Genomic DNA, 20,504 nt, shown 5'->3' with positions numbered 1-20,504 from the left:
CGTATGTGTACCACTTTAATATTTATTACTTAATTTAGCGGATAAATATTTTAATTAGCACCCATCCAATAAATAAGACAATAAGCATAGCTAAAATAGGTATAATAAGATGCATCATAATAGAAAGCCTCCAATTGAACTTTAGTTTAATTTTACCTGTAAAACTGAATAAGTCAAAATTTTATGATTTCAAGTAAATCGCCATACTTTTAAATTTTTCCAAAATAATGCATAGTAGTTTAAAATGGTAATGAAAACATTTAGCACAATTAGGGGGATTAAAGTGGAAATACCTAAAATTACAACATTTCTAATGTTTAATAATCAAGCGGAAGAAGCAATTAATTTATATACAAGTCTATTTGAAAATAGTGAAATCCTAACTATGGTTAAATATGGCGAGGAAGGTCCAGGCGTACCTGGAACAGTCCAACATTCAATCTTTACTTTAAATGGCCAAGTTTTTATGGCAATTGATGCAGATAACGGTGAAGATTTACCTATGAATCCATCTATATCATTATATATCACAGTGGAAAGTGCAATGGAGATGGAACGTTTATTTAGTGGTCTCAAAAAAGAAGGTGCTATTTTAATGCCTAAAACTGCAATGCCACCTTTCAGAGAATTTGCTTGGGTTCAAGATAAATTTGGTGTGAGTTTCCAACTTGCATTACCTGAAAAGTAAAATAATTTAAATGATAAATCATAAAATGAGCTTGAAACATCTTTAAATGTTATGTGCCCTCCATAAAGTTATATTTTTAGTCCAACTTTATAGGGGGCACATTATTGTATCAAGCGCGTTTTATTTTTGTAGAAGTTAACTGATTTGAAAATGTGTTAAATTAAGCATTTATCCAATCCAGTCATTTATGTCGGGGTGAAACAACGACATGATTCTAAATTCTATTTCTCTTACGTTTATTTTTGTTTCATACTTTGAATTTTGTCATAATCTGGCGTAGCAAATAATGTTTTTTGATTATCATATGTGACAAAACCAGGTTTAGCGCCTGATGGTTTATGAACATTTCTAATTTCTGTGTAGTCTACAGGGATTTGACCAGAATTGCCGGCTTTTGAGAAATAACCAGCTATCATGGCGGCCTCTTTAATAGTTTGTTCACTTGGTGCATCATTAAGTATCACAACGTGTGAGCCTGGAATATCTTTCGTATGGAACCAAATATGAGATTTTTGAGCTTTACGATTCGTAAGATAATCATTTTGTTTGTTATTTTTACCAACTAATATAGTATCGCCATCTGAAGACACATAGGTTTGTAGTTGAATTTTTTCATTCTTTTTCTTTTTCGTATTTTTACGTTGTTTCATAAATCCTTGCTCGGCTAATTCATCTCGAATGTCGTCAATTTCATCGACTGTAATATGTTCAAGTTGTTGTTCAATATTTGCAAAGTAATCGATGTTCTCGCGTGTTAATTGAATTTGATGATCTAATTCACGTTCACGTGTTTTCATTCGATTATATTGTTTGTAATAATACTGTGCATTAACTGAAGGAGATTTCGTAGGATTCAATGGAATCGTTACTTCTTCATTATTGTAGTAATTTAAGGCAGTTACAGATTCATCTCCTTGTTTAATGCGATAGATATTTGCGGTAATTAATTCACCAAAAAGTTGTTGTGTATCCTTATCTTTTGCGCTTTCATACTCTTCTATAAGTTTACTCAATTTGTGTTGATATTTTTGAGATTGTTGTTGAACGAAACGAACAAGATCATTCGCACGTTGTTTAACACGTTCTCGTTCTCCACGAGCATCGTAAAATCGATCTAATAATTCATTAAGCGAGTCATATTCAACCATATCATCTTGAAATTGTTCTAATTTCATAAAATAAAAATCTTCTTTACCTGTATCATGGTTCTTATGGAACACAGGCATTGGTTCTTGAAGTGTTTGTGCCATTACTTCATCATAAGCTTTAGGTAATGTTTCAGAAGTCATAAATTGGTAACGATTAACAATTTCATTAGTAATAAGTGGGCTGAAACCTTCGAATGTGTTTAATAGTTGTTTAGCGATTTTACCACTATTGAAATCAATATATTTTAAAACTTCATTGCCACTAATATCATAAGGATTTAATTTATTTTGAGTTGGGGGTGCTTCATATTTGAAACCAGGCATTACTGTACGATAATGGTTCGTATTAGGAGTTAAATGCTTGAAACCTTCAATTATTTTATATGCTTCATCAACTAATAATAAATTACTGTGTTTACCCATAATTTCTAAGATAACTGTACGGTTTATCGTATCTCCAATTTCATCTTTACTCTCGATATCAATTTCAATACGGCGGTCATTGCCAATTTGACGTATCGCTCTCACAATACCACCTTCTAAATGCTTACGAAAGACGCGTGCAAACATTGGAGGATTAAATGGATTATCGTATTTTTTAGTTGTAAGATGCATTCTAGAAAAGCTAGGATGAATCGACAATAATAATTGATGGTTTTTACGATTTTGACGAATTATCATTAAGATAGTGTCATTCTCTGGTTGATTAATTTTATGAATTCGTCCTGATACTAAAAATTGTAGTGATTCCACCATTTTTTTTGTAAATAAGCCATCGTATGCCATAATTTTTTCCACCTTCAATTTAATCATTCAGTATATTGTAACATGGCAATATGCCAACGTCATGGATTAAGTTTATTGTGCACACTCTATACAATTCAAACTACAATGTGATATTATATTTAAATAATAGAAGAATAGCTTAGAGAGGTCGTAAGGCATGGATAATGAAAAAGGATTACTAATTGTTCTTTCAGGTCCTTCAGGAGTAGGTAAAGGAACTGTACGAAAAGAGATATTTGATGATCCAACTACATCATATAGATATTCTATTTCAATGACTACACGTAATATGCGTGAAGGTGAAGTAGATGGTGTAGATTACTTTTTTAAGACGAAAGAAGAATTTGAAGCACTCATTCAGGAAGATCAATTTATTGAATATGCCGAGTATGTGGGGAATTATTATGGCACACCAGTTCAATATGTCAAAGATACAATGATGGATGGCCATGATGTATTCTTGGAAATTGAAGTGGAAGGTGCCAAACAAGTTAGAAAGAAATTTCCTGACGCGCTATTTATCTTCCTTGCACCACCAAGCTTAGATCACTTGAAAGAACGTTTGGTTGGTAGAGGAACTGAATCTGACGAAAAAATTCAAAGCAGAGTTAATGAGGCACGTAAAGAAGTAGAGATGATGAATCTATATGATTACGTCGTAGTGAACGATGAAGTTCATTTAGCCAAAGAACGAATTCAATCAATTGTTGAAGCCGAACACTTAAAGCGAGAACGTGTTGAAGCTATATATAGAAAAATGTTATTGGAGGCCAAGAAATAATGTTAAACCCACCGTTAAACCAGTTACAATCTAAAATTAATTCTAAGTATTTAATTGCTACGACTGCCGCTAAGCGTGCACGTGAATTAGATGAGAAACCAGAAACAGCTTTATTAAGTGGATATCATTCAGCTAAACCAGTTGGTGAAGCATTAGAAGAAATTGCTAATGGTAAAATCACACCAATCGTATCTGAAGAATACCAAGCATAATTATATCGTTATATTTCAATAATACACATCTTGTTAGGGTGAAATTAACCTAATAAGGTGTGTGTTTTTAATTACATAAATAATTTGTGTATAATAAATTTAATATTAATCATGATAATAATCGATAGAGTAAAGGGAGAAATACGGTTATGAAACACATTCTTTTAGCTGTTACAGGTGGGATTGCGGCCTATAAAGCAATTGACTTAACTAGCAAGTTAACGCAAGCGGGATATGAGGTACGTGTGATGTTATCAAAACATGCACAAGAATTTGTCACACCATTAGCGTTTCAAGCTATTAGTAGAAATCCAGTCTATACGGATACTTTTAAAGAGGAAGATCCACAAGAAATACAACATGTGGCGCTTGGTGATTGGGCGGATGCGATTATAGTAGCACCTGCCACTGCTAATGTGATTGCTAAATTAAGCGTCGGAATAGCTGATGACATGGTCACTTCAACATTATTGGCTACTGAAGCTCCTAAATTTATTGCACCAGCAATGAATGTACATATGTATGAAAATAAACGTACCCAACGTAATATTGCAGTCTTACAAGAGGATGGTTATCACTTTATTGAACCTGGTGATGGTTATTTAGCTTGTGGTTATGTGGCTAAAGGACGTATGGAAGAACCACTTCAAATTGTTAAAGTGCTTAATGCCTTTTTCAATGAAAAGAAAACGATGGAACATAGTTCGTTTAAAGGCAAACATGCATTAGTCACAGCAGGACCAACAGTTGAAATTATCGATCCAGTTCGCTATGTTTCTAATCGCTCTTCAGGGAAAATGGGATATGCGATAGCTGAAGCGTTAAGAGATAGAGGCGCACACGTAACATTAGTTACAGGGCCTACACAACTTGCTGACCCTGTAGGTGTCGAAGTGGTGCATATTGAGAGTGCTGAAGAGATGTTTGAAGCTGTAATAACTCGATATGACAAACAAGATATTGTTGTCAAAGCGGCAGCTGTTTCAGATTATACGCCATTAGAAGTGCTTGATCACAAAATGAAAAAACAAGATGGTGATCTTGCAGTTACATTTAAACGTACAAAAGATATTTTGAAATATTTAGGTGAACATAAAACACATCAATATTTAGTTGGTTTTGCAGCTGAAACTCAAAATATTGAAAAATATGCACAAGATAAATTAAAACGTAAAAATGCTGATGTCATTATTTCAAACAATGTCGGTGATCAATCCATTGGCTTTAAATCAGACGATAATGAATTAACAATGCATTTTAAAAATAATGATTTGATTAATATTCAGAAAGGTAAAAAAGTGCAATTAGCACAACAAATTTTAGATGAATTAGAAACTAGGTGGCAATAATGATTGCAAAAGTCATTGTAGATATTCCTTCTAAGAGTGTAGACTTTAAATTTGATTATCTTATACCTAAACATTTAGAAGCATTTATTAACGTGGGGGTAAGGGTTATTGTTCCATTTGGGCCTAGAACAATTCAAGGCTATGTGATGGATATCGAAACTGAACCCAGTGCAGATATTAATCTTGATAAGTTAAAAGAAATTAAAGAAGTTCAAGATATGAAACCGGAATTAACATCTGAATTGATTCAATTAAGTGAATGGCTAAGTCATTATCACGTATCTAAAAGTATCTCAGTATTAGAAGCGATGTTGCCTAGCGCAATAAAAGCGAAATATACCAAAGTATTTGAAATTGTGAAACATAATGATATTGAAGATGAGTTGCTTAATTACTTTGATAATAATGGGCACTATAAATATAAAGATGCGCAAAAAAATGAACACTTGCCAATTTTAAATGAATTATTAAAAGACGGTTTAGTTAAAGAAGTAACGTTATTATCTCAAAATATTAAAAAGAAAACGCAACGTGCTATACGTATTACCGATGGTTATAACCCAGATGAAGTTTTAGCTAAGCTTGAAAAGAAAATGAAGCAATATGATGTTTATGCATATCTTTTAGATGAACAACATAAGACAGTATTTCTTAGAGATATGGAAGATATGGGGTTCTCAAAATCAAGTATAGATGGGTTAGTTAAGAAAGGTTTCATTGAAAAATATGACGCAGAAGTTGAACGTGATCCTTTCGCAAATCGTATATTCGAACGTGAAGAAAAGCGTACGCTTACTTCTGAACAACACGTTGCTTTTCAAAAAATTAAAGCAAAAATTGATCATAATGAACAACGCACTTTCCTATTACACGGTGTGACAGGCTCAGGTAAAACGGAAGTCTACTTACAAACGATAGAAGAAGTACTTAACAAAGGTAAAGAAGCAATGATGTTAGTACCTGAAATTGCATTAACGCCGCAAATGGTATTGAGATTTAAACGTCGATTTGGAGACGATGTAGCTGTGCTACATTCCGGATTATCCAATGGTGAGCGTTATGATGAGTGGGAAAAGATTAGAGATGGGCGCGCACATGTCAGTGTAGGTGCACGTTCAAGTATCTTTGCACCATTCAAAAATTTAGGCATTATCATTATTGATGAGGAACACGAGTCAACTTATAAACAAGAGGATTATCCGCGCTATCATGCCAGAGATATTGCAGCTTGGCGCAGCGATTATCATCAATGTCCTTTGATTTTAGGTAGTGCGACACCTAGTTTGGAGACATATGCTCGAGCTGAAAAAGGCGTATATGAATGTTTAACACTGCCATCTAGAGTTAATCAACAAGCGCTACCTACTATTGATATTGTTGATATGCGTGAAGAATTAAGTTCTGGTAACCGAACAATGTTTTCGAATGACTTAAGAGAGGCGATTCAAGAACGATTAGATAAAAATGAACAAATTGTACTATTTTTAAATCGACGGGGATATGCTTCGTTTATGTTATGTAGAGATTGTGGGTACGTACCTCAGTGTCCTCATTGTGATATTTCATTAACATATCATAAGACGACAGATCAATTGAAATGCCATTACTGCGGATATCAAGAGGTACCACCGAATAAATGTCCAAATTGTGAGAGTCCACATATAAGACAAGTAGGTACAGGTACACAACGTGTTGAAGAGATTTTAAAACAAGAATTTGATGGCGCACGTATTATTAGAATGGATGTTGATACTACTTCCAGAAAAGGTGCACATGAGAAATTACTTACTGAATTTGAACAAGGCAAAGGCGATATTTTATTAGGGACACAAATGATTGCGAAAGGATTAGATTATCCTAACATCACTTTAGTAGGGGTATTAAACGCTGACACAATGTTAAATTTACCTGATTTTCGAGCTAGTGAACGTACATATCAACTCTTGACTCAGGTAGCTGGTCGAGCGGGACGACATGAGAAACCCGGGCGAGTGATTATTCAAACGTACAATCCTAATCATTATGCAATTGAAGATGTGCAAAAAAATGACTATTTAACCTTTTATCAAAAAGAAATGGAATATAGAAAAATCGGTAAGTATCCTCCGTACTATTTCTTAATTAATTTTACTATTTCGCATAAAAATATGAAAAAGGTCATGGAGGCATCTAAGCACATTCATCAAGTTTTACTTCAACATTTAACAGATCGTGCATTAGTATTAGGCCCATCTCCTGCAGCAATTGCACGTATCAATAACGAACATCGCTTTCAAATACTCGTTAAGTATAAAAGTGAACCAGAATTATTAAAAGCACTGCAGTATTTAGATGATTATTATCATGAAGCATATATTAAAGACAAGTTAGCATTAAAGATTGATATAAATCCTCAAATTTTAATGTGAAGACATTTTTATAGTGAAATAAAAAAGAGTTACGCTCTAGGATATACCTATGCGTAACTCTTTTTCTTACTAAGTAATAAATATCTAATTACATATATACGTTTCCGTTCTCATCAGCTGGTCTAAGTAATGTAAGAATAGCACTTATAATTGCGATGATATGTGGGATACCTGTCCAACAGAATAATAAATGTAAAAGACCTGACATTGTTTTGCCAGCATAAAATTTATGAACACCGAAACCACCTAAAAATATAGCTAAAACAATATAAATAATTTTATTTACTTCCATTTTTTGCACCTCCTCATTCATTAATATTTAATATTATTTTTCTTACTTTATATTTTAATAGACTGAAAAATAAAAGCAATTAATAGAGGTCGGTAAGTATAAATTTCAGACTAAGGTCGCAATTCAAATTGAATTAAGTTATAATAATATGATGAATTTTTTCAGGAGGAGCTAAATATGGCGATACAAAAATTAGTCCAGTCAACGCATCCTGTATTAACAAAAAAAGCAGAGCGCATTTCCCAGTTTGATGCGACTTTAAAAGATTTACTACTTGATCTGGAAGATACATTATATGCTGAAGAAGCTTCCGCATTATGTGCACCTCAAATTGGTATAAGTAAGCAAGTAGCCATTATCGATATGGAATTAGAGGGATTGTTACAACTCATCAATCCAGTAATTAAGTCTGAATCTAATGAAAAGATAATTGATTTAGAAGGCTCTGTAAATCTACCTGGTGTGTATGGAGAAGTTGAACGTAGTAAAATGATTACTATAGAAGCTAATGATTTAGAAGGTAATCAAATTGAATTAACCGCATATGATGATGTAGCAAGAATGTTACTTCATATTATTGATCAATTAAACGGCATCGTATTTACTGAACGTGCACAACATTTATTAACTGATGACGAAGTGGAGGCGTATTTTGAAAATGACTAAAGTGATATTTATGGGGACACCTGATTTTTCAACAAAAGTATTAGAAATGCTAATTGCTGAGCATGATGTAATAGCTGTTGTAACACAGCCTGATCGACCTGTTGGACGTAAACGAGTATTAACTCCGCCACCTGTAAAACGTGTGGCGCAAGACTATAATTTACCAGTGTATCAACCTGAAAAATTAAAAGGCTCTGAAGAATTAGCAGAACTCTTAAATTTAGAACCGGATTTGATTGTTACCGCTGCATTTGGTCAGTTATTACCTGAAGAATTATTGAACTTGCCTAAGCTAGGTGCAATTAATGTCCATGCCTCATTATTACCAAAGTATCGTGGTGGCGCACCGATACATCAAGCAATTATTGATGGGGAAACTCAAACTGGTATCACAATTATGTATATGGTTAAAAAGCTAGATGCAGGTAATATTATTTCTCAACAAGCCATTGCAATCGAAGAAAATGATGATGTAGGTACAATGCATGATAAGTTAAGTGTTTTAGGAGCAGATTTATTGAAAGAAACGTTACCTTCTATTATAAATGGTACGAATCAAAGTATTCCTCAAGATGATACTAAAGCAACATTTGCCTCTAACATTAGTAGGGAAGATGAACGTATAGATTGGACTAAAAGTGCGCAAGATATTCACAACCACATTCGAGGTTTGTCACCATGGCCTGTAGCTTATACTACTATGGATGATGCCAATTTAAAATTATATGCTGCTCACATTATCGATAATAAAAAGGGTGAACCTGGTGAAATAGTCGAAACGACCAAAAAAGCCATAATCGTCGCTACTGGTTCGAATGACGCAGTCGCGTTAACTGATATTCAATTAGCTGGTAAGAAACGTATGCTAGCTGCAAATTATTTAAGCGGTGTTCAAGCATCGCTAGTTGGGAAAATTTTAAAATGACACAAACAGTGAGAGAAGTAGCATTTCAAACAATCCAAGAAATCTTTAATGACTATGCGTACAGTAACTTAAGAATCAATGAGGTGTTATCAGCTGGTGAAGTATCTAGTATTGATAAACCTTTGTATACTGAATTAGTATATGGGACTGTAAAACGTAAAATGACATTAGATTTTTATCTTAGACCTTTTGTTAAAACGAAGATTAAAAGCTGGGTACGACAATTATTATGGATGAGTTTATACCAATATATTTATTTAGATAAAGTGCCTAATCACGCAATTATTAATGAAGCAGTCAATATTGCAAAATATCGTGGTGGCCCTCATAACGGTAATGTAGTTAACGCGATTTTAAGAACCATCTTTAGAAGTGAATTGCCAACGCTTGATTCAATTAAAAATGAAAAACAACGTATGGCAATTGAATATAGTATGCCTAAATGGATTATTGAACATTGGATTACGCACTATGGTGTTGAAACAACACGCGAAATTGCTTCTTCATTTTTTGAACAAACAGCAAGTACAGTACGAGTTAATACAAGTATTAGTAAAGTTGAAGATGTGGTATTACAATTACAACAAGAAGGATATGAAGTTGAAATTGACGCAACAATTCCGTATTGTCTTCATTTAAAAGGGCGTCCAATTATTGAATCGGATAGTTTTATAAAAGGTAATATTTCAATTCAAGATAAAAGTTCAATGTTTGTTGGTTATTTAATGGGTGTTGAAGATAATGATGTGATTTTAGATGCATGTAGTGCACCAGGTGGTAAAGCATGCCATATAGCTGAATTATTGTCACCTAGTGGTCATGTAGACGCTACAGATGTTCATAAACATAAAATAGGTTTAATTAAAGAAAATATTAACAAATTACAACTTAAGAACATTAGAGCTTTCGATCATGATGCTACCAAACCGTATAAAGATGTATACGATAAGGTTTTGGTAGATGCACCATGTAGTGGTCTAGGTGTATTAAGACATAAACCTGAAATTAAATATGTTCAAACGCAACAAGATATACAAGACTTAGTTGAATTACAATTACAAATATTGGACAATGTTAAAGATAACGTGAAACCTGGTGGTACATTAGTGTATTCAACATGTACGATAGAACAACTAGAGAACGAAAATGTGATTTATACATTTTTAAAAAATAATAAAGAATTCGAGTTCGAGAGCATTACGCATCCGGTAACAGGTGAACAAGTGAAAACATTACAAATCTTACCCCAAGATTTTAATTCAGATGGCTTTTTCATCACTAAAATAAAGAGAAAGGAAAGTTAAGATGATAACTACTGAAAAAAAGAAGAAAAATAAGTTCTTGCCAGATTTCGATAAACAGTCGATTTACTCATTAAGATTTGATGAAATGCAAGAATGGTTAGTAGCACATGGTCAACAAAAATTTAGAGCCAAACAAATATTTGAATGGCTTTATCAAAAACGCGTAGATAGTATAGATGAGATGACGAATCTTTCAAAAGAATTGCGTGAGGTATTAAAAGACAACTTTGCAATGACTACGCTATCAACAGTCGTTAAACAAGAAAGTAAAGATGGTACAATTAAATTCCTATTTGAATTGCAAGATGGATACACGATTGAAACCGTATTAATGCGCCATGATTATGGAAATTCAGTTTGTGTAACAACTCAGGTGGGTTGCCGTATTGGTTGTACATTCTGTGCCTCAACATTAGGCGGTTTGAAACGTAATTTAGAAGCGGGAGAAATTGTTTCTCAAGTATTGACAGTACAAAAGGCTTTAGATGCAACAGACGAAAGGGTATCTCAAATTGTTATAATGGGTATCGGAGAGCCTTTTGAGAACTATGATGAAATGATGGATTTCTTACGTATAGTGAATGATGATAACAGTCTTAACATCGGTGCTCGTCATATTACGGTTTCAACATCAGGTATTATTCCACGTATTTATGATTTTGCTGAAGAAGATATCCAAATTAACTTTGCAGTCAGCTTACATGCAGCTAAAGATGAAATTCGTTCTAAATTAATGCCAATTAACCGAGCTTATCACGTAGATAAATTAATGGAAGCAATTAAGTATTATCAAGAAAAAACAAATCGCCGTGTAACATTTGAATATGGGTTGTTTGGTGGCGTGAATGACCAGTTAGAACATGCACGTGATTTAGCACACCTTATTAAAGATTTAAACTGCCATGTCAACTTAATCCCAGTGAACCATGTACCAGAACGTAATTACGTTAAAACACCAAAAGATGATATTTTTAAATTTGAAAAAGAACTCAAGAGATTAGGCATCAATGCTACAATTAGAAGAGAACAAGGATCAGATATTGATGCAGCATGTGGACAATTAAGAGCTAAGGAACGACAAGTAGAAACGAGGTAATCACAATGCTAAACGCACAATTTTTCACAGATACTGGACAACATAGAGATAAAAATGAAGATGCAGGTGGTATTTTTTATAACCAAACTCTCCAACAATTATTAGTATTATGCGATGGTATGGGCGGTCATAAAGCAGGGGAAATTGCAAGTCAGTTTGTTACTTATGAACTTCAAAAACGTTTTGAAGATGAAAATTATATAGAGTATGAACAAGCCGAAACTTGGTTGCGTTTCAATTTGAAAGATATTAATCGTGAATTATTTGATTATGCTCAACAAAATGAAGCATATAGAGGCATGGGTACAACATGTGTTTGTGCCCTCGTATTTGATAAACAAATTGTAGTAGCGAATATTGGAGATTCAAGAGCTTATGTTATAAATTCTAGAGAAATTGAACAAATTACTTACGACCACTCATTTGTAAATCACTTAGTGATGACAGGTCAAATTACAGAGGAAGAAGCTTTTACACATCCTCAACGTAATATTATTACCAAAGTAATGGGTACGGATAAACGCGTAAGTCCAGATATTTTCACTAAACGTATAACTTATTATGACTATATCATGTTGAACTCAGATGGATTAACGGATTATGTAAGAAATCAACGTATACTTGAAGCTTTTAATGAACCTAAAACAATAGAACAACATGGTGAACAATTAATTCAATTAGCGTTACATCATCAATCTAAAGATAACATCAGTGTTCTAATAGCATCTATTGAGGGTGATAGTATATGATTGGAAAGTTAATTAGTGATCGTTATAAAGTAGTTGATAAACTTGGTGGCGGTGGTATGAGCACTGTTTATTTAGCTGAGGATACGATATTAAATCGAAAGGTCGCTATTAAAGCAATTTCTATTCCTCAAAACGAAAAAGAAGAAACAATGAAACGTTTTGAAAGAGAAGTAAATAATGCTACACAACTGTCACATAAAAATATCGTAGAAGTTTACGATGTTCAAGAAGATGAAGAGTGTTTCTTTCTTATTATGGAATATATAGATGGACCTACACTTTCGGAATATATACATAGCCATGGACCACTCAATGTTGATACAGCGATTGAATTTACTGAACAGATATTAAATGGTGTAAAACAAGCGCACGAAAAGCGTATTATACATCGCGATATTAAACCGCAAAATATATTAATTGATAAAAATAAAACATTAAAGATATTTGATTTCGGTATTGCGAAAGCTTTAAGCGAAACGTCAATGACGCAAACGAATCATGTATTGGGAACGGTACAATATCTATCACCTGAACAGGCAAAAGGTGAGACAACGAATGAATCAACGGATATTTATTCAATCGGTATTGTGCTATATGAAATGATTGTGGGCGAACCACCATTCAATGGAGAAACGGCAGTAAGTATTGCAATCAAACATATACAAGACACAATTCCAAATATCACAGATTTACGACCAGACATACCTCAAGCACTTAGTAATGTTGTATTAAGAGCAACTGAAAAAGATCCTGACAATCGTTATCAAAATGTTAAGGAAATGAAGGATGATTTGAGTAGCGTTTTAGCTTCTAGTAGAGAGAATGAGAAAAAGCATTCGCTTGAAAATGATGAAACGGATACTGTCTCTATAGATAAAAATGAAATAAAAAATAAGATGCAAGAACAATCGGAGCAAAAAGATATAGCACATACAATGCAAATTCCTATTGTTAATGAGCGTAAATTTCAAACAACAGAGTCTCTAATTTATGAACCACCGAAGAAAAAACGTTCAAAAAAGAAGAAGTTTGCGATTGCACTTATTTTAATATTTTTATTGGTTAGTCTATTTGGTTTTATTGCTATCGGGATGTTCGGCGATAAATATTCGGAAATGCCTGATTTGAAAGGTAAAACTGAAAAAGAAGCTGAAAAAATATTGCATAAATCACATTTAGAAATTGGACATATTTCAAGAGATTATAGTGACGATTATGCTGAAAATAAAATAATTAAATCAAGTCCTAAATCTGGAGAACGCATTAATCAACATGAAAAAGTAGATATAGTATTATCTAAAGGTCCAGAAAAAGCAAAAATGCCTAATCTAATTGGTATGAAAAAAGACGAAGCACTAGCTAAACTAAAACAATTAAAATTGACGCATGTGAAGATAGAACAAGCATACAATAATCAAATACCTAAAGGGGCTATTGCTAAACAAAGTATTAATCCAGATAATTATGTACGTGTTAATAATCATCAATTAACGCTTACTGAATCTCTAGGCATCAAAAAGGTTTATATTAAAAATTATGAAAAGAAAGATTATCAAACAGCGAAAAAAGAACTTGAAAAAAGTGGTCTTAAAGTACAGGTAACGACAGCATCAAGTGATAATGTTAAGAAAGATATGATAATCTCACAAAATCCTAAAGATACTGAAGTTGAAGAAGGTAGTACCGTTCAATTAGTTGTATCAAAAGGCAAAGACACTTCAGACGATGATAGTGCTAAAGATAAGGAAAAAAGTGATGCTAAAGATGATAAGAAAGATGACGCAAAAACATCATCTAAAGTGAAGAATTACACTGAAACATATCACATTCCATATACTGGGGATGACGATGAGAGTCAGAAAGTTCAAGTATATGTAAGAGATAAAGATAATAGTGGAACCTCAGCAATTCAAACATATAGTATAAAAAATGATAAAACGATTACCATCCCATTGAAAATTCAAGAAGGCTCAGATGCTGGTTATACAATAAGAGTCGATGGTGATGTAATTGCTGATAAAGATATAGATTATTAAATTTTTGAAAATCCTTCAATCATTAAGCGATATGAGCGCTTAAGATTGAATGATTTACTTTTATATTTATAAAGACTATAAAAGTATTATGTAAACTAATGACCAGTTCTTAATTATTTTAAAAGAGTTTCGAGAATTTAATAATTGAGTTTATATTGATGTTTCTTTCACATACCAATATACAATATACTTCTACATATGATATTTAGTAAGGTTTTGCTATAATAATTAAGTATAAATATTAAATAAGAGGTGTCATTTTGGAAACTGGACGTATTATCAAATTAATAAGTGGCGTTTATCAAGTTGATGTTGATGGACAATTATATGATACAAAACCTCGTGGGTTATTTAGAAAAAATAAATTTTCACCAATAGTTGGGGATATTGTAGATTTTGAAATTCAAAATACCAACGAAGGCTATATTCACCATGTACATGATAGACGTAACGCTTTAAAACGCCCCCCAGTAAGTAATATCGATGGTTTAATCATCGTCATGAGTGCTGTAGAACCTTCCTTTTCAACGCAATTATTAGACCGTTTTCTAGTTATAGCGCATTCTTATGATTTACAGCCAAGTATATTAGTTACTAAAAAAGACTTAGCCTCTGAAGCTGAAATACAACAAATAAATAATTTATTAGAAATCTATAAAAATATAGGTTATGATACTCAATTTGTCGGAAAGAATAGCAATAAACAAGATGTAGTTACATCTTGGCCATCTGGTTTAATTGTATTAAGTGGACAATCAGGGGTTGGTAAATCTACATTTATTAATGCATTTAACCCGGAATTAAATTTAGAAACCAATGACATTTCTAAATCCTTAAATCGTGGTAAGCACACTACAAGACATGTTGAACTTTTTGAAAGAGAATCAGGATTTATTGCAGACACACCTGGATTTAGTGCACTTGACTTTGATCATATTGAAAAAGATGATATTAAACATTATTTTAAAGATATAAATGATTATGGAGAAGCATGTAAATTTAGAAATTGTAATCATATTAAAGAACCTAAATGCAATGTGAAGCAACAATTAGAAGACGGGACATTAGCACAATTTCGCTATGATCACTATATTCAACTTTTTAATGAAATTTCAAACAGAAAGGTAAGATATTAATGACTAAAATATATCCCTCACTATTATCAGCGGATTTTTTAAATTTAAAAGATGAAATTGAAAAATTGGAAGAAGCACAAGTAGATGGTTTACATTTTGATGTTATGGATGGTCAATTTGTACCTAATATCTCAATTGGTCTACCAATACTAGAAGCGGTTCGTTCAGCGACGAAATTACCGATTGATGTACATTTAATGATTGAAGAACCTGAAAAATATATAGAAACTTTTGCAAATAAGGGTGCTGATATGATATCAGTACATATTGAAGCAACGCCACACATTCATCGTGCATTACAAATGATTAAAAATGCGGGAAAAAAAGCAGGTGTTGCAGTAAATCCTGGAACTTCAGTAGAATCAATATTACCGGTTTTAGAAATCGTTGATTATGTATTAATCATGACGGTAAATCCTGGTTTTAGTGGGCAATCCTTTATTGAAGCATGTGCTACAAAAGTTAAAACATTACGAGATTATAAACAATCTGCTAACTTATCATTTGATATTGAAGTAGATGGGGGTATTAATGATGAAACCATTCAAGTTTGCGAAAAAAATGGTGCCACAATGTTTGTAACGGGTTCTTATTTCTTTAAACAAGATAATTATCGCAAAGTGATTGACCAGCTGAAAGGTTGATATAAAGATGAACATTAATTTGTTATGTAGTGATCGATATTTACCCAATGCGCTGTTTGATAATAGGAAAAATGAACAATGGGCTGGCATTGATAGAGGTACGCTCATACTTGTCAATCATCACATAACACCTGTATTTAGTGTGGGTGACTTCGATTCAGTATCTAATGATGAACGTGAAGAATTAAAAAAAGTTTTAGATATTCATCCTGTTAAAGCTGAAAAAGATGATACAGATTTAGCATTAGGTGTAGAAGAAGCAGTTGAAAGAGGATATACACACATCCGTATTTTTGGTGCGACAGGTGGACGATTAGATCATTTTATGGGCGTCCTACAAATTCTACAAAAACCTTTCTATAATGAACAAAACATTAAAATTATTATTGAAGATCAACAAAATGAAATCCAATTGTTGAATAAAGGGACATATCAAGTAAGCCAATCTAATAGTTATAAATATATTTCATTCATTCCAGTCAATGGGGAAGTTACACTTTCGCTATCAGGTTTTAAATATAATTTAGATCATCAACATTTGGAAATTGGTTCGACCCTTACTATTTCTAATGAAGTAGAAGCAAATGTTGCGCATATAGATGTAGAATTGGGACAAATTTTACAGATTAGAAGTAACGATCTTAAAATGAGCAAATAAAAAAATGCCTTCACCACATATGAAGGCATTTTTTAGTGCATTATATTTATTAAACTCTAGTAACTTTACCAGATTTTAAAGCACGAGCAGAAACCCAAACTTTTTTAGGTTTTCCGTCAACTAAAATTCTAACTTTTTGAAGGTTAGCATTAAATCTGCGTTTGTTCGCATTTAAAGCGTGTGAACGATTATTACCAGTCGATGCTTTACGACCTGTTACGAAACATTCTTTACCCATCAGAGTACCTCCTTTAATAAATATAAATACACTTGACTACTTATATACTTAAATAAGATACCATATCTCAAAATTTAAAGCAATAAAATAAAAGACAATTTAAGTTAAAATGTTTTGAAATATTTAATTTATGGTATAATTGTAAGCTGAGGAGTTATGTAATATATATTATTTTTATTTAAGTTTATTTATGGAAGAATCGGTTATCTTCAACTAAGAATATAATTGTAAATTCGTTTTAGTTTCGTCATTTTAAACATAATTCAGGAGGAATATGAAGATGACAATAGAAATCTCAAATGACTATGGTAAAATCGATATCTCAAATGAAGTCATTGCTTCAGTAGTAGGCAGTAAAGCTGTCGAAAGTTATGGCATAGTAGGGATGGCATCTAGACAACAAGTTAGAGATGGTATTGCTGAAATCCTTGGACATGAAAATTATGCTAGAGGCATCGAAGTGAAAGAAAACAATGGTGTCATTGATATAGATATGTATATTATTGTAAGTTATGGCGTGAAAATTTCCGAAGTAGCTAACAATGTTCAATCATCCGTTAAATATACATTAGAAACGTCACTTAATGTTAAAGTGAACTCAATTAATATATTTGTACAAGGTGTAAGATTAAATAATAAGGGCAAGAAGGTATAGGAGGACTTAGCACGATGATTAGCAAAATTAATGGTAAATTATTTGCCGATATGATTATACAAGGGGCACAGAATTTATCTAATAATGCAGATTTGGTTGATTCTCTAAATGTATACCCTGTGCCAGATGGCGATACAGGGACTAATATGAATCTAACTATCACTTCAGGGCGTGAAGAAGTAGAAAATAATTTATCTCAAAGTATTGGAGAACTAGGTAAGACGTTTTCTAAAGGGTTACTTATGGGTGCTCGAGGTAATTCTGGAGTGATTTTATCTCAATTATTTAGAGGTTTTTGTAAAAATATCGAAGAAGAAAGTGAAATTAACGCACAACAATTAGCAAGTAGTTTCCAAGCTGGTGTTGATACTGCATATAAAGCAGTAATGAAACCTGTTGAGGGAACAATCTTAACTGTAGCTAAAGATGCCGCAAATGCAGCAATCAATAAAGCTGAAGAAACAGACGATTGTGTTGAAGTTATGGAATATACGATAGCTGAGGCAGGGAAGTCACTCAATAATACACCTAATCTATTACCAGTATTAAAAGAAGTTGGTGTAGTTGATAGTGGCGGTAAAGGATTGTTATGCGTATATGAAGGTTTCTTAAAAGGCCTAAATGGTGAAACGATTGAGGCTAAAAAAGAAAAACTTAATACCGAAGAATTAGTTCATGAAGAACACGATTTTCATGGAGTTATCAATACTGAAGATATTAAATATGGCTATTGTACAGAAATGATGGTTCGTTTCGGTAAAGATAAAAAAGCTTTTGAAGAACAAGAATTTAGAAATGATATGAGTAAATTTGGAGATTCATTATTAGTCATCAATGATGATGAAATTGTTAAAGTTCATGTACATACTGAAACACCTGGTGAGGTTTTCAATTATGGACAACAATATGGTGAATTAATCAAATTAAAAGTTGAAAATATGCGTGAGCAACATCGTGAAGTCATTCGAAAAGAAAAACAAAATCACCATTCTGATCAAAGCAATCAACCGAACACTGTAGAAACGGCTATTATTGCTATTTCAATGGGAGAAGGCATTTCAGAATTATTCACGTCTATGGGTGCAACACATATTATTAGTGGCGGCCAAACAATGAACCCTTCAACAGAAGATATTGTGAAAGTCATTGAACAATCTCAATGTAAACGTGCTATAATCTTGCCTAATAATAAAAATATAAGAATGTCTAGTGATCAAGCTGCACAACTCGTCGAAGCTGATACGATAGTTATTCCAACAACATCGATACCCCAAGGTATTGCAGCATTATTCCAATATGATCCTGAATCATCATTAGAAGATAATCAATCACATATGACTACAGCACTTGAAACAGTTAAATCTGGTTCAATTACCTTTGCTGTTCGTGACACAAAAATTGATGGCGTTGAAATAAAAAAAGGCGCGTTTATGGGTTTAGCTGAAAGTAAAATCGTGACTAGTAATAAGGATGAATTTGCAACAGTAACTGGCTTATTAAATGAATTATTATCTGATGATAGTGAAATCTTAACAATTATTACTGGTGAAGATGCTAATGAAGACATTTCTACGCAGTTAATTGACTGGGTTGAAACAGAATACCCAGATGTTGAGGTTGAAGAACACAATGGTGGCCAACCAATCTATCAATACTTATTCTCAGTTGAATAATAAACTATAGCTATTAGTCCCTATTATCGTAAGTAAGGTTATTAATATTTACGAAATAGGGACTTTTTATTTTTTTGAAAATAAAATGTATAGAAATAAATCTATTTAATAATGTAATTTTAAATATCAAAAAACTAAAAAAGAAATCTTTACAAAAAAATATAGTAAATCATATAAAAATTAGTATAAAATAAATGTATTACTATTTAGGAGGAAATAAATGGGAAATACATTTTTATTTGTTATTATATTTATTTTATTTAGTGTTTTGTTCTTTATTTTAAAAAGTAAAAAACGAGTCATAGCTATTATCGGTCTAACATTAATTGTGGCTGGCGTTAGTAATACATACAATCATCATATTGCAAATGCGCAAACGGGTGCCTTAAAAAAGGAAACTGTCAAATACGTTAGAGATGTAGATGGTGACACTGTTCAATTATTATATAAAGGTAAAGTAACAACTTTCAGATTGTTACTTATCGATACACCTGAAACTAAAGATCCTCGTAAACCTGTTCAAAAATATGGACCAGAGGCAAGTCGTTTCACTACTACTATGTTAGCAAATGCACGTACAATTCAGGTGCAATTTGACAGAGGTCAAAAAACAGATAAATATGGACGTTATTTAGCTTATGTGTATGCTGATGGAAGAATGGTAAATGAAGCGGTAGTAAGACAAGGTCTAGCTAGAGTCACTTATATTTATCCACCTAACAATACTTTTGAACAAATGTTGAAAGCGAGTCAATCCAAAGCACAAGCTGAAAAATTAAATATTTGGAGTACACAAACAGTTACTAAAAAGAATACGAAACCAAGCTCAGTAACTACATCTCCAAAAGTAACAACGCCTAAAGCAAGTGTTCCTAAAACATCAACAACAAAGACGAGTAAATCAAAGGAATACTATAAAAACTGTACGTTAATGAGGAAAAAATATCCTAATGGCGTATCAAAAAAACATCCTGCTTATCGTGCAGCATTGGATAGAGATAAAGATGGATGGGCATGTGAAAGATAATTCAATAATTGTCATACTTAAAGCCTGCGATAT

At 32.6% G+C, this 20,504-nt stretch carries 20 protein-coding genes; 17 read left to right on the top strand and 3 right to left on the bottom strand.

Translation table 11 applies throughout. The annotated features are described in order from the left end of the window. Positions 1 to 283 precede the first annotated feature (283 nt). A complete protein-coding gene (locus tag HYI43_07935; GenBank protein UDI78477.1) occupies positions 284 to 688 on the top strand; it encodes a VOC family protein in 405 nt (134 codons plus the stop codon). Between the two features lie 236 nt (positions 689 to 924). Here the strand turns inward: HYI43_07935 and HYI43_07930 are convergent, their stop codons facing one another. Beyond that, positions 925 to 2,622, bottom strand: coding sequence for an NFACT family protein (locus tag HYI43_07930; GenBank protein ID UDI78476.1), 1,698 nt, complete (start codon positions 2,620 to 2,622; stop codon positions 925 to 927). Between the two features lie 157 nt (positions 2,623 to 2,779). Here HYI43_07930 and gmk point away from each other — a divergent pair, with 157 nt between their 5' ends. The 4 genes from gmk to priA all read left to right on the top strand — a co-directional run bounded on the left by gmk (position 2,780) and on the right by priA (position 7,372). Beyond that, complete coding sequence (gene gmk / locus HYI43_07925; protein UDI78475.1) at positions 2,780 to 3,403, top strand: guanylate kinase; 624 nt, start codon at positions 2,780 to 2,782, stop codon at positions 3,401 to 3,403. Continuing rightward, positions 3,403 to 3,615, top strand: coding sequence for a DNA-directed RNA polymerase subunit omega (locus HYI43_07920; GenBank protein ID UDI78474.1), 213 nt, complete (start codon positions 3,403 to 3,405; stop codon positions 3,613 to 3,615). Before gmk ends, HYI43_07920 begins: the two co-directional genes overlap by 1 nt. 149 nt (positions 3,616 to 3,764) lie before the next feature. Then, positions 3,765 to 4,964, top strand: a complete 1,200-nt coding sequence (gene coaBC / locus HYI43_07915) for a bifunctional phosphopantothenoylcysteine decarboxylase/phosphopantothenate--cysteine ligase CoaBC (protein UDI78473.1) — start codon at positions 3,765 to 3,767, stop codon at positions 4,962 to 4,964. Continuing rightward, the gene (gene priA / locus HYI43_07910; GenBank protein ID UDI78472.1) at positions 4,964 to 7,372 is read left to right on the top strand and encodes a primosomal protein N'; all 2,409 of its coding nucleotides are present in this window, start codon (positions 4,964 to 4,966) and stop codon (positions 7,370 to 7,372) included. The genes coaBC and priA overlap by 1 nt, the downstream gene beginning before the upstream one ends. A gap of 88 nt (positions 7,373 to 7,460) precedes the next feature. Here priA and HYI43_07905 read toward each other — a convergent pair whose 3' ends face one another. Next, positions 7,461 to 7,664, bottom strand: a complete 204-nt coding sequence (locus tag HYI43_07905; protein ID UDI78471.1) for a TM2 domain-containing protein — start codon at positions 7,662 to 7,664, stop codon at positions 7,461 to 7,463. Between the two features lie 177 nt (positions 7,665 to 7,841). Here HYI43_07905 and HYI43_07900 point away from each other — a divergent pair, with 177 nt between their 5' ends. The 9 genes from HYI43_07900 (at position 7,842) to HYI43_07860 (ending at position 16,878) form a co-directional block, all read left to right on the top strand. Further along, positions 7,842 to 8,330 carry a peptide deformylase gene (locus HYI43_07900; GenBank protein UDI78470.1) on the top strand — a complete coding sequence of 163 codons (489 nt, stop codon included), beginning with the start codon at positions 7,842 to 7,844 and terminating at the stop codon, positions 8,328 to 8,330. Continuing rightward, positions 8,323 to 9,255, top strand: a complete 933-nt coding sequence (locus HYI43_07895) for a methionyl-tRNA formyltransferase (GenBank protein ID UDI79290.1) — start codon at positions 8,323 to 8,325, stop codon at positions 9,253 to 9,255. Before HYI43_07900 ends, HYI43_07895 begins: the two co-directional genes overlap by 8 nt. Further along, the gene (gene rsmB / locus HYI43_07890) at positions 9,252 to 10,559 is read left to right on the top strand and encodes a 16S rRNA (cytosine(967)-C(5))-methyltransferase RsmB (GenBank protein ID UDI78469.1); all 1,308 of its coding nucleotides are present in this window, start codon (positions 9,252 to 9,254) and stop codon (positions 10,557 to 10,559) included. The genes HYI43_07895 and rsmB overlap by 4 nt, the downstream gene beginning before the upstream one ends. 1 nt (position 10,560) lies before the next feature. Beyond that, entirely contained in the window at positions 10,561 to 11,655 is a 1,095-nt protein-coding gene (gene rlmN / locus HYI43_07885; GenBank protein ID UDI78468.1) for a 23S rRNA (adenine(2503)-C(2))-methyltransferase RlmN, read from the top strand. Positions 11,656 to 11,660: 5 nt separating this feature from the next. Continuing rightward, a complete protein-coding gene (locus tag HYI43_07880) occupies positions 11,661 to 12,404 on the top strand; it encodes a Stp1/IreP family PP2C-type Ser/Thr phosphatase (protein UDI78467.1) in 744 nt (247 codons plus the stop codon). After that, on the top strand, positions 12,401 to 14,440 hold the full coding sequence (gene pknB, locus HYI43_07875; protein UDI78466.1) for a Stk1 family PASTA domain-containing Ser/Thr kinase: 2,040 nt from the start codon (positions 12,401 to 12,403) through the stop codon (positions 14,438 to 14,440). The genes HYI43_07880 and pknB overlap by 4 nt, the downstream gene beginning before the upstream one ends. Before the next feature lie 260 nt (positions 14,441 to 14,700). Then, positions 14,701 to 15,576, top strand: coding sequence for a ribosome small subunit-dependent GTPase A (gene rsgA, locus HYI43_07870; protein ID UDI78465.1), 876 nt, complete (start codon positions 14,701 to 14,703; stop codon positions 15,574 to 15,576). After that, on the top strand, positions 15,576 to 16,220 hold the full coding sequence (gene rpe, locus HYI43_07865) for a ribulose-phosphate 3-epimerase (protein UDI78464.1): 645 nt from the start codon (positions 15,576 to 15,578) through the stop codon (positions 16,218 to 16,220). Before rsgA ends, rpe begins: the two co-directional genes overlap by 1 nt. Before the next feature lie 7 nt (positions 16,221 to 16,227). Then, complete coding sequence (locus tag HYI43_07860; GenBank protein UDI78463.1) at positions 16,228 to 16,878, top strand: thiamine diphosphokinase; 651 nt, start codon at positions 16,228 to 16,230, stop codon at positions 16,876 to 16,878. 49 nt (positions 16,879 to 16,927) lie between these two features. On the opposite strand, the gene HYI43_07855 is transcribed toward HYI43_07860, so the two are convergent. After that, entirely contained in the window at positions 16,928 to 17,116 is a 189-nt protein-coding gene (locus HYI43_07855; protein ID UDI78462.1) for a 50S ribosomal protein L28, read from the bottom strand. Between the two features lie 280 nt (positions 17,117 to 17,396). Between HYI43_07855 and HYI43_07850 the strand changes: the two genes are divergently transcribed. The 3 genes from HYI43_07850 (at position 17,397) to HYI43_07840 (ending at position 20,471) form a co-directional block, all read left to right on the top strand. Further along, entirely contained in the window at positions 17,397 to 17,771 is a 375-nt protein-coding gene (locus HYI43_07850; GenBank protein UDI78461.1) for an Asp23/Gls24 family envelope stress response protein, read from the top strand. A gap of 14 nt (positions 17,772 to 17,785) precedes the next feature. Beyond that, entirely contained in the window at positions 17,786 to 19,444 is a 1,659-nt protein-coding gene (locus HYI43_07845) for a DAK2 domain-containing protein (protein UDI78460.1), read from the top strand. A gap of 220 nt (positions 19,445 to 19,664) precedes the next feature. After that, the gene (locus tag HYI43_07840) at positions 19,665 to 20,471 is read left to right on the top strand and encodes a thermonuclease family protein (GenBank protein ID UDI78459.1); all 807 of its coding nucleotides are present in this window, start codon (positions 19,665 to 19,667) and stop codon (positions 20,469 to 20,471) included. Positions 20,472 to 20,504: the final 33 nt, after the last annotated feature.

Source organism: Staphylococcus taiwanensis (assembly GCA_020544305.1).
GTDB lineage: Bacteria > Bacillota > Bacilli > Staphylococcales > Staphylococcaceae > Staphylococcus > Staphylococcus taiwanensis.
The sequence above is the reverse complement of the archived record's forward strand: the minus strand, read 5'-3'. Positions and strand labels throughout refer to the sequence as shown.